This is a genomic window from Vibrio sp. J502, from assembly GCF_025397955.1.
Classification (GTDB): Bacteria; Pseudomonadota; Gammaproteobacteria; order Enterobacterales; family Vibrionaceae; genus Vibrio; species Vibrio anguillarum.
Genome location: NZ_CP104554.1, coordinates 2,679,128 through 2,692,977 on the forward strand (window position 1 = coordinate 2,679,128; position 13,850 = coordinate 2,692,977).

Sequence of the window (13,850 nt, forward strand, 5' to 3'; positions counted from 1 at the left end):
CATATCCACCAAGCATTAACGGCATGATTTTAGTATAATCAATGCCATGAAAAAGACGCCAAATATCAACTCAGAAAGCCAAGATGTTGCCGAGCTACAAGCGATGGTGAAAGCGCTGTTGGCGTCAGAAACCCAATTGAAACAAGAGCGTCAATCGCTGCTTGAACAGCTCAAACTTGCCTTCGACCGTCAGTTCGCTAAACGCTCGGAGGCGTTAAAGCCTTACGATGAATCTCAAGGTGATCTCTTCAACGAAGCGGAGTGTGAGGCCGCTAAGGAAGAAGAGGTTGAAGTTGTCACAACGACCATCACAAAGAAGAAACGTGGTAAACGCAAACCACTGCCAAAGACCTTGCCTCGTGAAGTTATCGAACTCGATTTAAACGACGATGAAAAGCAGTGCACTTGCTGTCAACATAACCTGCATAAAATCGGTGAAGACCGTAGCGAGAAACTTGAGTTCACGCCAGCGGTACTAAAAGTGTTGGAATATGTTCGTCCTAAATATGCTTGCCGCCAATGCGAGCAAACAGAAGACAAAAACCACGTCGTTCAAAAGCCAGCGCCGCAAAGCATTATCCCGAAGAGCTTCGCCACAGAAAGCTTGTTGGCCAATATCATCCTCGGCAAATATCAATACGCGATGCCACTTTACCGCCAAGAATCCCTGTTTACCCAGTCGGGTATCGAACTCTCACGAACCACCATGGCAAGGTGGATTATCCAAGTCAGTGAGAAGTTCGCTCCACTTTACGCGGCCTTAAAAACGCACCTACTTGAGCAAGTGGTGATTCAGGCGGATGAAACGCCGCTCAATGTCCTCAAAGAAGATAAACAGTGTTATATGTGGCTTTACTGCTCGGGCGCAGACTCGCCTGAAGCCGCCCTCCCTAATGTGAGAAATATCGTCTTGTACGACTATCAAAACAGTCGAGCTAGGGCGTGCCCTGTTGCCTTCTTGGGGGATTACAGTGGTTATCTACAAACCGATGGCTATGGTGTTTATGATGGGCTTCATCTCGTCACCAATGTCGGTTGCTTGGCGCATGCTCGGCGCAAGTTCATGGAGGCGAAAAAGCTGCAAGGCAAAGGCAAGTCAGGCAAAGCGGATAGTGCATTGGCTAAAATCCAGAAACTCTATGGAATAGAATCACGCTTAAAAGGTGCCTGTGCCGAAAAACGGAAAGCAGAGCGCCAAGAGCATGCTAAGCCGATACTGGATGAGCTTTATGAATGGATGACAACTCAGAAAGTGCTTGAGTCTAGCCCGCTGGGTAAAGCGATAAAATACACGCTCGGTCAGTGGCCGAAGCTGAGCCGCTATATCGATGACGGTCACTTATCGATAGACAATAATCGTGCTGAACGCGCAATAAAACCGCTGGTTATAGGCAGAAAGAACTGGCTCTTCTCGACCAATCCCAATGGAGCTGAAGCGAGCGCGATGCTTTACAGTATCGTCGAGACAGCGAAAGCCAACGGCCTTATCCTTTACGACTACATGGTTAAGTGCATGAAAGAGCTAGCGAAATCTGAGCCTGATATCGATGCACTCCTGCCTTGGAACTTCCAACACTAACAATATCGCCCCGTGGGATCATGGGGCGGATACAGTACGGGCATTGATCAAACGTAATCTACCTACTGATTTTGAGCGCTTTTCACCTCATGACTTGCGCCGTACCTTTATCAGCCGTTGTAGTGAAATGGGGTTAGATATCGTAGCGATTGAAAAGACAGTCGGACACCAGCTACCAGGTATGCTCAGAGTCTATAACCATCATGATTATATCGATGAGCAGTTGAAGGTTCTGGAGGCATGGGGTAACAAGTTGCAATCGCTAATGGAAGCGAACGTCCACCCGTTACCCTCTGCTAAGATGGCCTAATTTAGTCTTTTCTTTACGGTCAGATTAACCGCTCTTTATGGAGCGGTGTCTGTTCGAATTGTGTATAGCTTGGTTAAGATTTAGCTGATGTGCGTCCGGTCTTTTCTCGATACTGCTTTTGCTTCCATGCCTTCATCATTGTGTACATAACTTCATTAGAAAGTAAGTTGAATGTACGTAGTGGTGACAACTTTAATTCTCGTGGAAGAGGCTTTTCTCTTCTTATTGCCCCATTTCTACATGTAAATAATGTATCTAATAACGCGATATTCGTATTGTAATACTGTGCTGTTGATATTGGCGGTGTTAGATGAGGTAAAAACTCAAGCTTTGATTTTATGTAGTTGTAAATCCATATGTTTTGCTTCTTATTCTTCGGATCTATCCATGAATAGTCGGGGCGTAGCTCGTTAGCTATGTATAACCATTTCTCCTTTAGAAGCGACATCAACCTATCTTTAGCTAACGTATTAGCTTGCCATTGGTCAAAGAACTCATAGATAAGCTCATGAGCTTCAATTCGGCTTAATGATAACAGATTTAAGCCTGATTTTTTATACGGATTTGTCTCTTCATTATGTAGATTGTTTTTACAGTATAGCGTTCCAAGTGCGTAGTCAAATCCTCGCTTATGGACATCTAAGTCATCTGAGATAGTTGAGACAAATCTTAGTAACGACCAAGCAAAGTAAACAATTCTATCCTCTTTTTTATCTATCCAAGCGAATGAACGATCAGCTAGTAATGACTTTAAAGCCTGTTTGTTCATATCTTCAATCTTAGGCTCTAGGTCATTATGTTGATTATTTAGTGCCAACTTAATTTTACGCTGTAACTCTTCTTTATCTTGGCTTTGAAATGTGAAGCGTATGTCTGCATGGGCGGAAATATAAGCAGCATAAAATCTTAAGTATCGGATGTTGTTTGCTCTAAACAATCCCTTATCAGCAAGTTCTCTTTCTGTTTTATTCATGATGATTTATCGATGTCTATTTGATGATTTACTGTATCAAAATTATAGTTTTAATGAAGTTTCTTAAATGATTTAATGTCAATTTTAATGAGTTTAATATGTGGTTTTTATGATGGTTTTTTGTAGTAAAAAAGTTCCTTAATTATACTTTGATTATGAACGGCGTTAGTTCTAAATCTAGTAATTTCAGGGCCTGTCGCTTTGTTTTAGATATTTTTGTAATGGTTTTTTTCATGATAATGTTCGAGTGACGTAAATGGAAATATTTCTTTTTTCAGTTGGTTTACTGTTTTTGAAGAAGAGGAAAGAGTAAGTGAGCTAATGTAAGCGTGTTATTTGTGACACTGTGTTCACAACACCGTGATGTATCGTTGTTGGTATAGGTAATATACATAACTACCAACTACTAAAATTTACGTTATTCCCAGTGTGTATGAGAGACACACGAATAGGGATAACAACACCATGAATCATCAATACACATCTGAAGACAAGTTCAACAGCTACGACCTACCTCAACCAACGAAACGAAAGCAACGATTCTTCTATCGTAAGTTTTACCTCTACAAGATTTCTCAATTGATAGAGAAAGCATTGAAGTATCATCCTAGGCTATCCGTCTTTCGGATAGACCTACACTTACCCGAAGATTTCGATGATGCAGATTCGAAAGTCATCACTCGATTCTTCAAATCCCTAAATGCCAAATTAGACGTAGATATAAAACGTAAAGAGAAAAGCTGGGGAAGGGGTTTAAAGAACAAGACCAGTTACATCTGGGCAAAAGAGAAGAATACCTCTGAGCAGTACCACTACCATGTTGCACTCTTCCTGAACAAAGATATCTATTATCAACTCGGGGATGTAGGGGCGTCAGACGGCTCTCTAGCCGACTTGATTAAGCAAGCATGGTGCAGTGCTATCAAACAGGAGAAACCAGCACTAGTTCATTTCTGCAAGAATGGTGTGTATCGCTTAAACCTGAAAGCATCGGATATTGAACAATCGAAGAATGAGCTATTCAAAAGGGTGTGTTATTTCGCTAAACCTAATTCAAAGGTATACGGAGTGACTATGAGAAACTTCGCTACTAGCTCTTAATCCCCTTAAAAATTACGTTGGAAACAGTTCCTGTGGGAATCACAACAAACCACAGGAACCAATCATGATTCATCAACTCAACGTGGCTCATCAAAGAGCCCACACTATCACTCATGACAGAACCTTTAATGGGAAACCACTCTACTACTTTGAGGATGGTCTCGTCCTCGAATACCTAGAGGAGATAGACCGAGTACTGACTGAAGCACTAAACCAATATCCAAGAATTTTTGCTGTTCACATCAACCTAAACCTACCGAGTGACTTCGGGGAAGATTACCTAGCGGTGTTTGCCCATTTCTTTCGTATTTTAGAATCGGAGACTAACGAGCTCTGTAAGGAAAAATACACCGACAGAACTTATCGATACCAACAAACGGTTATTCGCTATATCTGGACGACGGCGAGTGAGTCCACCAGCGATCACCATCATCTTATTTTGCTCTTTGATAGGGATCTCTTTCAAAACTTAGGCACTGGTCGAGAGGGTTGGGGTCGTTTTCTCTACAAAAAAGTGAGGAAAATATGGGATAGGGTGGTTGAAGCCTATTACAACCAACCATGCTCAGGATTAGCTTATTCCCCTACGAATGAGGGCTTTGAACTATTCTCCGATACAGACACGTTCCCGTTACAGTTAAACGAATTCTTCTATCGAATCAGTCGTCTTGCGAAGCCCATTGCCAACCGGAACGATCACTTCAACAAGAGCTTTGGTTGCAGTCACGACTCACCTTAAAAAAATACAGAGCGAGTAATGCCTATGTCATTAACACACAAAAGGTATTACTCATGGCGAATAGAACCTACCTCCCAAGCATTACCCTTGATAGAACTTTTGAAGATTACCCGCTGTATTACAGCGACAAGGGGTTATACGAATCAGCACTGACCTCAATGGCCGATATCTTTGAACAGGCACTCAGTCAGTTTGATATCGCTCTCGCAACACGTTTGGACTTATACCTGCCTAAAGATCATCAAGACACTGATCTCAGTACCCTTAAGGACTACTTTGAAATCCTGAAAGAGAAGCTGAACACCAATTCGTTGCATTACGTGTGGCGTAAGCGAGCGGATAGCTGTTCGCACCAGTATCAAGTGATGTTGTTTACTGATTATAAACAGCATTTTGGTGATGTTATTTCCATGGACAAGCGTAATGAAATTGTGGGGCATCTGAAAACAGCTTGGGGAGAAGCGATTAAAAAGCACTACAAAGGTAATGAGCGCTCAATGGTCCAACTGAACGACCGAGGGAATTATAGCTTGGGTACACGCTGTAAAAGCAAAGACACTGACATAAAGAACTGCGTCTATAAACGGATGAGCAGTCTTGCTGAAGCGTGGAGCGAGACGCGTTATTTCTTTGGCTCTAGTTTGGAGTAGACCGACTGCATTTTTTTACAGTGGCGGCTTATCACATGGGTATATACAAGAGGAGATAATTCCCATGAGATTTCTACGACTTAAAGAAGTGATGTCACTAACAGGACTAGGCCGTTCAACTATCTACAAGTTCATGGCAGATGAAACCGACTTCCCTAAGAGTGTGCCACTCGGTGGACGAGCGGTAGCTTGGGTAGAAAGTGAAATAGAGGAATGGATGGAATCGCGTCTGAGCATGCGAGACAACGCAGAATCCTTTCAGTAACACAAATATCAACGGGGTGCTGGCTAAGTAAAGTCATGCGCCCTTTTTCAATTAGAGAGATAAAAAAATGAGTTATTCAATTTACGTAGACGGCGCAGCACCAAACAACCAACACGAATGCAAACGAGGTGGTGTTGGGATGGTGGTTTTCAATGAAGACGATGATATTGTCCATGAAGAGGGGATCACCATTAACCGAAGTACAGACAATGCAGAGTTGGAGTTACTTGCACTTATCGAAGGGCTGGAATATGCCGAAGATGGTGATGTCATCTACTCAGACAGTGAGTACTGCGTAAAAGGTTTCAACCTTTGGCTTGATGGCTGGAAAAAGAAAGGCTGGCGTAGAGCCGATAAAAAACAGATTAAGAATCGATGCCTGTGGCAGACAGTCGATGCGCTTCGCGCAGACAAGTATGTCGAAGTAAAAAAGGTTAGAGCGCATTCTGGTGTCAGAGGGAATGAGATAGCGGATTCGTTAGCAGTTGATGCTGCTAGAAGTGGTATAGATTGATGTATGTAAGGCGGCTTGTAGACATAGTCCAACAGTATCCGCCCCATGATCCCACGGGGCGATATTGTTAGTGTTGGAAGTTCCAAGGCAGGAGTGCATCGATATCAGGCTCAGATTTCGCTAGCTCTTTCATGCACTTAACCATGTAGTCGTAAAGGATAAGGCCGTTGGCTTTCGCTGTCTCGACGATACTGTAAAGCATCGCGCTCGCTTCAGCTCCATTGGGATTGGTCGAGAAGAGCCAGTTCTTTCTGCCTATAACCAGCGGTTTTATTGCGCGTTCAGCACGATTATTGTCTATCGATAAGTGACCGTCATCGATATAGCGGCTCAGCTTCGGCCACTGACCGAGCGTGTATTTTATCGCTTTACCCAGCGGGCTAGACTCAAGCACTTTCTGAGTTGTCATCCATTCATAAAGCTCATCCAGTATCGGCTTAGCATGCTCTTGGCGCTCTGCTTTCCGTTTTTCGGCACAGGCACCTTTTAAGCGTGATTCTATTCCATAGAGTTTCTGGATTTTAGCCAATGCACTATCCGCTTTGCCTGACTTGCCTTTGCCTTGCAGCTTTTTCGCCTCCATGAACTTGCGCCGAGCATGCGCCAAGCAACCGACATTGGTGACGAGATGAAGCCCATCATAAACACCATAGCCATCGGTTTGTAGATAACCACTGTAATCCCCCAAGAAGGCAACAGGGCACGCCCTAGCTCGACTGTTTTGATAGTCGTACAAGACGATATTTCTCACATTAGGGAGGGCGGCTTCAGGCGAGTCTGCGCCCGAGCAGTAAAGCCACATATAACACTGTTTATCTTCTTTGAGGACATTGAGCGGCGTTTCATCCGCCTGAATCACCACTTGCTCAAGTAGGTGCGTTTTTAAGGCCGCGTAAAGTGGAGCGAACTTCTCACTGACTTGGATAATCCACCTTGCCATGGTGGTTCGTGAGAGTTCGATACCCGACTGGGTAAACAGGGATTCTTGGCGGTAAAGTGGCATCGCGTATTGATATTTGCCGAGGATGATATTGGCCAACAAGCTTTCTGTGGCGAAGCTCTTCGGGATAATGCTTTGCGGCGCTGGCTTTTGAACGACGTGGTTTTTGTCTTCTGTTTGCTCGCATTGGCGGCAAGCATATTTAGGACGAACATATTCCAACACTTTTAGTACCGCTGGCGTGAACTCAAGTTTCTCGCTACGGTCTTCACCGATTTTATGCAGGTTATGTTGACAGCAAGTGCACTGCTTTTCATCGTCGTTTAAATCGAGTTCGATAACTTCACGAGGCAAGGTCTTTGGCAGTGGTTTGCGTTTACCACGTTTCTTCTTTGTGATGGTCGTTGTGACAACTTCAACCTCTTCTTCCTTAGCGGCCTCACACTCCGCTTCGTTGAAGAGATCACCTTGAGATTCATCGTAAGGCTTTAACGCCTCCGAGCGTTTAGCGAACTGACGGTCGAAGGCAAGTTTGAGCTGTTCAAGCAGCGATTGACGCTCTTGTTTCAATTGGGTTTCTGACGCCAACAGCGCTTTCACCATCGCTTGTAGCTCGGCAACATCTTGGCTTTCTGAGTTGATATTTGGCGTCTTTTTCATGGCATTGATTATACTAAAATCATGCCGTTAATGCTTGGTGGATATGGCTATATTATCGCTTAAGTCATTGTAAAATCGTTTATTCTAACGGGTTTATGGCCGATAATCGTGAAGCCAGAAAGCAGTCTGTCAAGCTCGAATTGAGTTAGGGTAAACACCTCATTTTGCTCTTTTGATGGCCACTTGTACTTGGCTTTTTCAAGGCGCTTGTACCAAAGAGCAAAGCCTGTTTTATCCCAGTACAGCACTTTGATTTTGTCGCGCTGTTTGTTGGTGAACAGGAACAGTGCGCCGCTGCCCAAGGGCAAGTCGGTGTCATTTTCGATAATCGCAGCGAGGCCGTTGATGGACTTTCTAAAATCGACGCTTTCGCGATAGAGATAGATTTCGGGAGCACTGAGCATACGTTTCATGACAGCGCACCGATAAGCTCTGCGAGATAGGTCGCTGGCGTGCCTTGTGGGATGCTCAGTTCAACATCATTGACGAGCAGCGTCATATTGGCAACGACAACGTGAGTGGCTTGATACTTTGTGGTCTTTTCAACGACTTCTGCTTTAACAAAGCCAACCGTGTTCGGTTTTTCGATGTGCTTTAACTGTTGGCGCTTAGCGTAAAAAGTGGAGAGGCTCAGTCCGTTACGTTCACAGAATAATCGTTGTGATAGTTGGCTGGATTCATAGTGTTCGAACAGGGTTCGCCATTCTTGGTTAGTGCGTCGTTTGGCCATTTCAAATCTCCTTTGGGTTGGAGGTTTGATCTTATTATTCGGGCTAGGTGATTAGAATGCGGGGTTTATGACGCGCTTACGTCCAACAAGCCGCTATTGCCGATTATTTGCGTTTTTCTAGATAACATATATCTGAAGTTAAATACGCAGGGTGTTTTTTATCATCCTTTTTCTCGATAATGAGAGGTTATTTTAAGTCAACGTCATTCTTTGTGATGAGATGCTATGGAATATAAAAACTAGAAAGAATAAGGTTTCATAAACACTCTTGTGCATAATGAGGTTGGCAATGGCAGTTCCAAGACCAAGATTACGGAAGCTAACAATTAAAAACTTTCGATGTATTGGCAGTACGCCTGTTGAGATTGAGCTAGATGAAATCGTTGTTCTCGTAGGTCCGAATAATGTTGGTAAAAGTTCTATCCTCAGAGCATATGAGGTGGCAATGGAAGAAGCTTCCAAAACCGGGTTACTGACAATAAACGATTTTCCCAATGAATCTGTTGATCCCGAGAACCTCCCTGAAATAATTATTGAGACCGTAATCTTTGATGAGGGACAACCAGGTAAGCAGTGGGTTATAACTGATCCAGAGACAGAAGAAAAATACGTCAAAGAAAAATGGATTTGGGAATCCCCAGGTAAAGCCTCTCGTGTTGGATGGGATGTGGTAGCAAATGATTGGCATCCATCCAAGCGGCCGTGGGGGGCTCCAAATGTTGCTCAAGCATACAGATCCGAGCCTCATCGAGTTGATGCTTTTTCTGATCCAGATACCCAATCCAAAGAAATCATAAAACTTCTGCAAAGCGCATTAACAGAACGAGTAAAAGCGTTATCAGAGGAAGAGTTATCAGGTGGTGAATTAACTCCTTATCAGAAGCTACTACATAACGTTATCGAGTTACAAAAACTCATTGTGAAAGATACGGAAAAAGAGATTCAAGCAATTCAATCTGAAATGGAGAAGATGGTATGCGAAGTCTTTCCTGGATATGAAGTAAAGTTTGATGCCAGACCAGAAGATGAGGTTGATAAATGTATAAATCTCTTTAAAAACGATCCTCAGCTTCGCATGGGACATGTTGATGGTCATCAAACTTCTATTGAAAAGCAAGGAAGTGGTGCTCGTAGAACTCTTCTTTGGTCAGCATTAAGAATAATCTCTGAACAGAAACGAATGCAGTCTGGTAAAGGTTTAGAACGGCCTCATCTGCTTCTATTAGATGAGCCCGAACTATGCTTACATCCCAACGCTGTAAGAGAAGCTTGTAAGGTTCTTTATGATTTACCTAGAAATGGAAACTGGCAAGTAATGGTAACAACCCATTCCCCAGCTTTCATCGATCTATCTAGAGACAATACATCAATAGTGAGGGTTGAGAGATCAGGAGATGGGAATATTAAGGGAACAACGATTTTCAGACCTCATAGGGCGAAATTAGATCCTGACGATAAAGCACGATTAAAGCTATTAAATGTATTCGACCCTCATGTAGCGGAGTTTTTCTTTGGTGGTAATACTGTTCTTGTTGAGGGAGATACAGAATATACAGCGTTTAAGCATGTAATAGCGAAACATCCTGAATTATTTAAAGATACGCATATTGTTCGCGCAAGGGGTAAAGCGACATTAGCTTCTCTTGCAAAAATACTGAATCAGTTTGGTGCCCCTTATGCCTTACTTCATGACTCAGACAGACCTTTATGTAAAGCTAAAGCAGGACAATCTCCCAAGGCCAACCCTGCTTGGGGAACAAATAACAATTTGTTAGAGGTGGTTAAACAAGCTCCTGATTTTAAAAAAGTAAGACTGGTTGCTTCAGTACCAAACCTAGAAGAGGCTTATTTTGGTCAAGCGGTAACTTCAGAAAAACCCTATGCAGCTTTACAGATAATCAGTGATGAAAATGGTGAAGAGTTCTCTAAATTAAGACGGCTACTTGAAGCGCTCACTGATTTCACAAAACCACTCCCTGAAAACGCTGTGGAATGGAGTAATATTACTGATTTAGAGGATGCACTCAAGTAACTAAACTGACACTGAGATATGACAATAATACTTGTCATATCTCTAGTTTGCGTAATGGGTGATCATAAAAACACTTGAAGAATGTAGCCTTGAGTTCTTTGTCATCACACTTCTCAACTTCAAGCTTCACTCGCTTACCGTCCAGAAAATCTATGTCATACTGAACTCGTGATTGTTTAGCCTCTGACAACAGTGCTATTGACTCATCACTAAAGCGGCCAGTTGTCCAAATTTCAAAGCGTAGCTTTTTACTTTTCCAATCCGGATGAGTTTTGGAGTAACTTTTCAAAATCGACACTCGCTGATGCAGCCATTTTTTTACTTCATCATGCTCAACCATGCCTCCCGGTTGATGTCCTTTACACTCGATAAAAAGTATCTCTCCGTTCCCTTCTGATATCACATCAGCCTCCGCAGAACCGCCGGATGGCATTTTGCATTTCTCGTTGATTCTGATTCGAATAGAAGGGCGAATTTTGGGGATCAGTATTGCTGTAAAATATTCAAAGAGAGCCCCCCTTAGATTTCCTGCCGCCCCTTCTATTTTTCCAAGCGAATCAAATAGCGTATTGAACTTTTCTGGCTCTAATATCAACACTTTGGCAGCATCATTCAAGGTCTTTATTAAGAATTTTAAGCCCTTAGCAATTTCGGTTCCAAATAGGTTTTCCACGGTGGCGGGCATGACCCCCGCTTTTTTTGCTTCTTGGAATGCTTCGGCGTGAAATTCTTCTGCAACGAAGAAATGTAGTGTTCGGCCAACACGCTTTAATCCTCGAAGAGCTTTGCATTTCCTTATGAATGGCTCTATCCCAATAGTGCTGACTTTATCACCGAGATAAACATCACATGTGAAAAAACCAGGCTTAATTTCAGAATCTGATCCATTTTTGAAATCGGCAAGACCAGATACATAAGAGGGACCAGAAATATCCCACGCTGTGGTACTAACTTGAGGAAGAGCATCACTATCTCTATGTACTAACTTGTTGTAACTGACCATTCCGATGTTCTTTACCCAAGTAGATATAGCACTGATAAGTATGTTTTCCGCCAATAGACGAGCTTGCTGCTCTGCTACAAGCCAATCACGATCTTCGTGTTCAATTAAAATTACGCACTTACCTAATCCCTCAAAATACTTTTGCTTGATAACACCCACCGACTCAAGCCTTTTCAGAACTTCTTCGGGAGATAAATGTTTTTGTTGTTTAAGTGGAGAACCGCAGCAAATGAGAAAGTGTTTATAAGGTATGGGGCCTCCACGTTGTTTAAGCGCAGCAATAGCAATCCAATACGCAGAATTTGTTTCTTGAAATGCACCATACAATGCGTTCCAGTAAAAAGGCGAACGATAGTCTTTTTTGAGGTAAATGAATTTTGCATTTCTAACAAAATTTATGCCATTTAATCGGTGCATGTCTGGACATCCACGAGACACTTGCTTTCGAGCAGTCGCTGGAGATATGCCAAACTTTTCTACAAGTCTTTTATTCAAGTCAGAGCTCAGGCAAGGCCCATTTTCTCTCAATATCTTTTCAACATTGTTCATGTCACACTGCGCTATATATTTCCCTTAACAGGGATGAATAGGTTTCTTTTTCATGTCTGTATACAAGCATTTATATAACAGTAACTTACAATGTTAAAGTGATTTGAATTAGTTGTCTTTGTCACAGTCTCTTAAATCAAGCTGATAGTTTCGTGAGAATTAAGTCCTATGATTTGATTGAGCTACTTGCTTCAAAGATAAAAAAATGGGGAGCAATCAGGCTCCCCATTGTCATTTTTATCGTTGCTGGTGGTATTACTTTTCTGTGATGGCTTCACAGCCTTCAGGAACGGTGATGCTCGATACATCCTTACCTTCCTGCTGCGCCGCTTTTACATCCATTTTGTATTGAGTACATTTGCCTACACTGACGTTGACTGCACCCGAATCTGCGGATGGATTACCGCCCAGTGTTCCACCAGCAAAGGCGGAAGAGGTTGAGAAAACTAGCGCTGTAGCAATGAGTAGAGATGATTTTTTCATAGTTTATCCTTACGATTTGGTTGAGTGTGTTATTTGGGAATTGGAAGTTAGAAGTTGTAGACAAAGGTGCCCGCGCTGGAGGTGACTTCGATTTCTTTCACGCTGTCTACAGTGCAGTTGTTGCTGTATCCGGTGTAGGTTTGGCCGAAGTTCAATGAAACGTTTCTTGATAGCTCTGAGGTTGTGCCTGCGGGTAATCGGCAGTTGCCACGGTTAATCACTACATTGCTGATTACGGTGTTGTCGGTGATAGCTTGCAGGTCAAAGACCAATGTTCCCCAGTGAGGGTTAGCTGATATCGACACTTCAATATCTGCTGTTGCTGCTTGAGTCTCTTCTTGGTCGCCACAAGCGGTAAGCCCAATAAACAGGATGCTCATAGCGGCGTATTGGAGTAGGGTGTTGGTTAATGTCATAACGGTGCTCTCCTTATCGGTGAGTGAAATTCAGGCGCACTGATTCCATCGTGTTCACGTATGAACCGCTCAAGATTGAAATCAGTTGGATAGGTAAAAGAAAACGTCGATACACTGGCCTCATCAATCAAAGGCAAGGCTAGGGTGCGTATCGTGTGTTGACCGGATAATCGAAAGAGCAGCAAGAGCGCGTCACACTGAACCGAGAGTCCCAGTGGCTCAATGAGCGCCTTCTCTTGCTGCAATACTTGGCTAGATATCTTGAGCATACGGTTGTGCAGTAATGCCGTGTGTACCGCATTCAACACGTGCCGTTGCTCGTCACTCCACTCGCGAATCGTGGGCAATGCCACATGTACTTTGGCTAACCATGCTTGCTCTTTTGAATGTGCTGAACCTATATAGGACAAGGGTTTGTCTCTCTCCGAGGAGCACCCTTGCCCATAATTCAGTGCATCAGGAACCAGCGGCAGTAAGTACTTGTTGGTCAATTGCCAATAGAGCATTTCCTGCTTATTGAGCTTCAGTAATTGCTCTGAGGTTTTCCGATAAACATGGGGCATGCTCATCGAATCACACTCCACGTTAAACACGTCCACAATGATGTCATCGAGGTAGCGTTTAATACTGCGCGTGGTGCGGTGGATATCGAGTAGGGCTAACTGCTGCTGCAATTCCCTAACGGTAATCCATCGATGTTGAGGAATAAGCATCAGCGTGTGCAGCAAAGCGGATAACCCTTCAATGCTGGTTTTATTGCTCATGACTACGCTCTCAATACATCAAAGCTCCACACCGGAGTCGGACATTTAATGTCGGGAGAATAGAGGTGGGTTAGACACATAATGTCCAACGGTGAAAACAGCATCAATCGGCATCACTAAAGCGTGAGCCGATTAACATTAA

Annotated in this window: 15 protein-coding genes and 1 pseudogene; 8 read left to right on the forward strand and 8 right to left on the reverse strand. The window is 43.2% G+C overall.

What is annotated here, in order from left to right:
- Positions 1-46 precede the first annotated feature (46 nt).
- A complete protein-coding gene (locus N5E84_RS12415; RefSeq protein WP_069211897.1) occupies positions 47-1,579 on the forward strand; it encodes an IS66-like element ISVa11 family transposase in 1,533 nt (510 codons plus the stop codon).
- 34 nt (positions 1,580-1,613) lie between these two features.
- Positions 1,614-1,889, forward strand: a pseudogene (locus tag N5E84_RS12420) (tyrosine-type recombinase/integrase); the annotation flags it as partial.
- Positions 1,890-1,962: 73 nt separating this feature from the next.
- Here the strand turns inward: N5E84_RS12420 and N5E84_RS12425 are convergent.
- Positions 1,963-2,862, reverse strand: a complete 900-nt coding sequence (locus tag N5E84_RS12425) for a hypothetical protein (protein WP_019283006.1) — start codon at positions 2,860-2,862, stop codon at positions 1,963-1,965.
- A gap of 465 nt (positions 2,863-3,327) precedes the next feature.
- Here N5E84_RS12425 and N5E84_RS12430 point away from each other — a divergent pair, with 465 nt between their 5' ends.
- The 5 genes from N5E84_RS12430 (at position 3,328) to N5E84_RS12450 (ending at position 6,131) form a co-directional block, all read left to right on the forward strand.
- Positions 3,328-3,963 carry an inovirus Gp2 family protein gene (locus N5E84_RS12430; RefSeq protein ID WP_019283005.1) on the forward strand — a complete coding sequence of 212 codons (636 nt, stop codon included), beginning with the start codon at positions 3,328-3,330 and terminating at the stop codon, positions 3,961-3,963.
- A 64-nt stretch (positions 3,964-4,027) separates the two neighbouring features.
- Positions 4,028-4,702 (forward strand): inovirus Gp2 family protein, encoded by a 675-nt coding sequence (locus N5E84_RS12435; protein WP_019283004.1) that lies wholly within the window; start codon positions 4,028-4,030, stop codon positions 4,700-4,702.
- Positions 4,703-4,755: 53 nt separating this feature from the next.
- Positions 4,756-5,352 (forward strand): inovirus-type Gp2 protein, encoded by a 597-nt coding sequence (locus tag N5E84_RS12440; RefSeq protein ID WP_019283003.1) that lies wholly within the window; start codon positions 4,756-4,758, stop codon positions 5,350-5,352.
- A 64-nt stretch (positions 5,353-5,416) separates the two neighbouring features.
- Positions 5,417-5,617 carry an AlpA family transcriptional regulator gene (locus N5E84_RS12445; protein WP_001211743.1) on the forward strand — a complete coding sequence of 67 codons (201 nt, stop codon included), beginning with the start codon at positions 5,417-5,419 and terminating at the stop codon, positions 5,615-5,617.
- 67 nt (positions 5,618-5,684) lie between these two features.
- Positions 5,685-6,131, forward strand: coding sequence for a ribonuclease HI (locus N5E84_RS12450; protein WP_019283002.1), 447 nt, complete (start codon positions 5,685-5,687; stop codon positions 6,129-6,131).
- Positions 6,132-6,198: 67 nt separating this feature from the next.
- On the opposite strand, the gene N5E84_RS12455 is transcribed toward N5E84_RS12450, so the two are convergent.
- From N5E84_RS12455 to tnpA, 3 genes are read right to left on the reverse strand one after another with little or no spacing between them, the layout of a single operon-like run.
- A complete protein-coding gene (locus tag N5E84_RS12455; RefSeq protein ID WP_069211897.1) occupies positions 6,199-7,731 on the reverse strand; it encodes an IS66-like element ISVa11 family transposase in 1,533 nt (510 codons plus the stop codon).
- Positions 7,732-7,790: 59 nt separating this feature from the next.
- Complete coding sequence (gene tnpB / locus N5E84_RS12460) at positions 7,791-8,144, reverse strand: IS66 family insertion sequence element accessory protein TnpB (RefSeq protein WP_019283195.1); 354 nt, start codon at positions 8,142-8,144, stop codon at positions 7,791-7,793.
- Positions 8,141-8,461 (reverse strand): IS66 family insertion sequence element accessory protein TnpA, encoded by a 321-nt coding sequence (tnpA, locus tag N5E84_RS12465; RefSeq protein ID WP_019283194.1) that lies wholly within the window; start codon positions 8,459-8,461, stop codon positions 8,141-8,143. The genes tnpB and tnpA overlap by 4 nt, the downstream gene beginning before the upstream one ends.
- A gap of 289 nt (positions 8,462-8,750) precedes the next feature.
- On the opposite strand from tnpA, the gene N5E84_RS12470 reads away from it, so the two are divergent.
- Complete coding sequence (locus N5E84_RS12470) at positions 8,751-10,493, forward strand: ATP-dependent nuclease (RefSeq protein WP_019283001.1); 1,743 nt, start codon at positions 8,751-8,753, stop codon at positions 10,491-10,493.
- Between the two features lie 34 nt (positions 10,494-10,527).
- Here N5E84_RS12470 and N5E84_RS12475 read toward each other — a convergent pair whose 3' ends face one another.
- From N5E84_RS12475 to N5E84_RS12490, 4 genes are all read right to left on the reverse strand, one after another.
- On the reverse strand, positions 10,528-12,045 hold the full coding sequence (locus N5E84_RS12475) for a hypothetical protein (RefSeq protein ID WP_069212051.1): 1,518 nt from the start codon (positions 12,043-12,045) through the stop codon (positions 10,528-10,530).
- A gap of 255 nt (positions 12,046-12,300) precedes the next feature.
- The gene (locus N5E84_RS12480; protein WP_019283000.1) at positions 12,301-12,528 is read right to left on the reverse strand and encodes a hypothetical protein; all 228 of its coding nucleotides are present in this window, start codon (positions 12,526-12,528) and stop codon (positions 12,301-12,303) included.
- Positions 12,529-12,575: 47 nt separating this feature from the next.
- Positions 12,576-12,944 carry a hypothetical protein gene (locus N5E84_RS12485; RefSeq protein ID WP_069212050.1) on the reverse strand — a complete coding sequence of 123 codons (369 nt, stop codon included), beginning with the start codon at positions 12,942-12,944 and terminating at the stop codon, positions 12,576-12,578.
- The gene (locus tag N5E84_RS12490; protein ID WP_019282926.1) at positions 12,941-13,708 is read right to left on the reverse strand and encodes a WYL domain-containing protein; all 768 of its coding nucleotides are present in this window, start codon (positions 13,706-13,708) and stop codon (positions 12,941-12,943) included. The genes N5E84_RS12485 and N5E84_RS12490 overlap by 4 nt, the downstream gene beginning before the upstream one ends.
- Between the last annotated feature and the right edge of the window lie 142 nt (positions 13,709-13,850).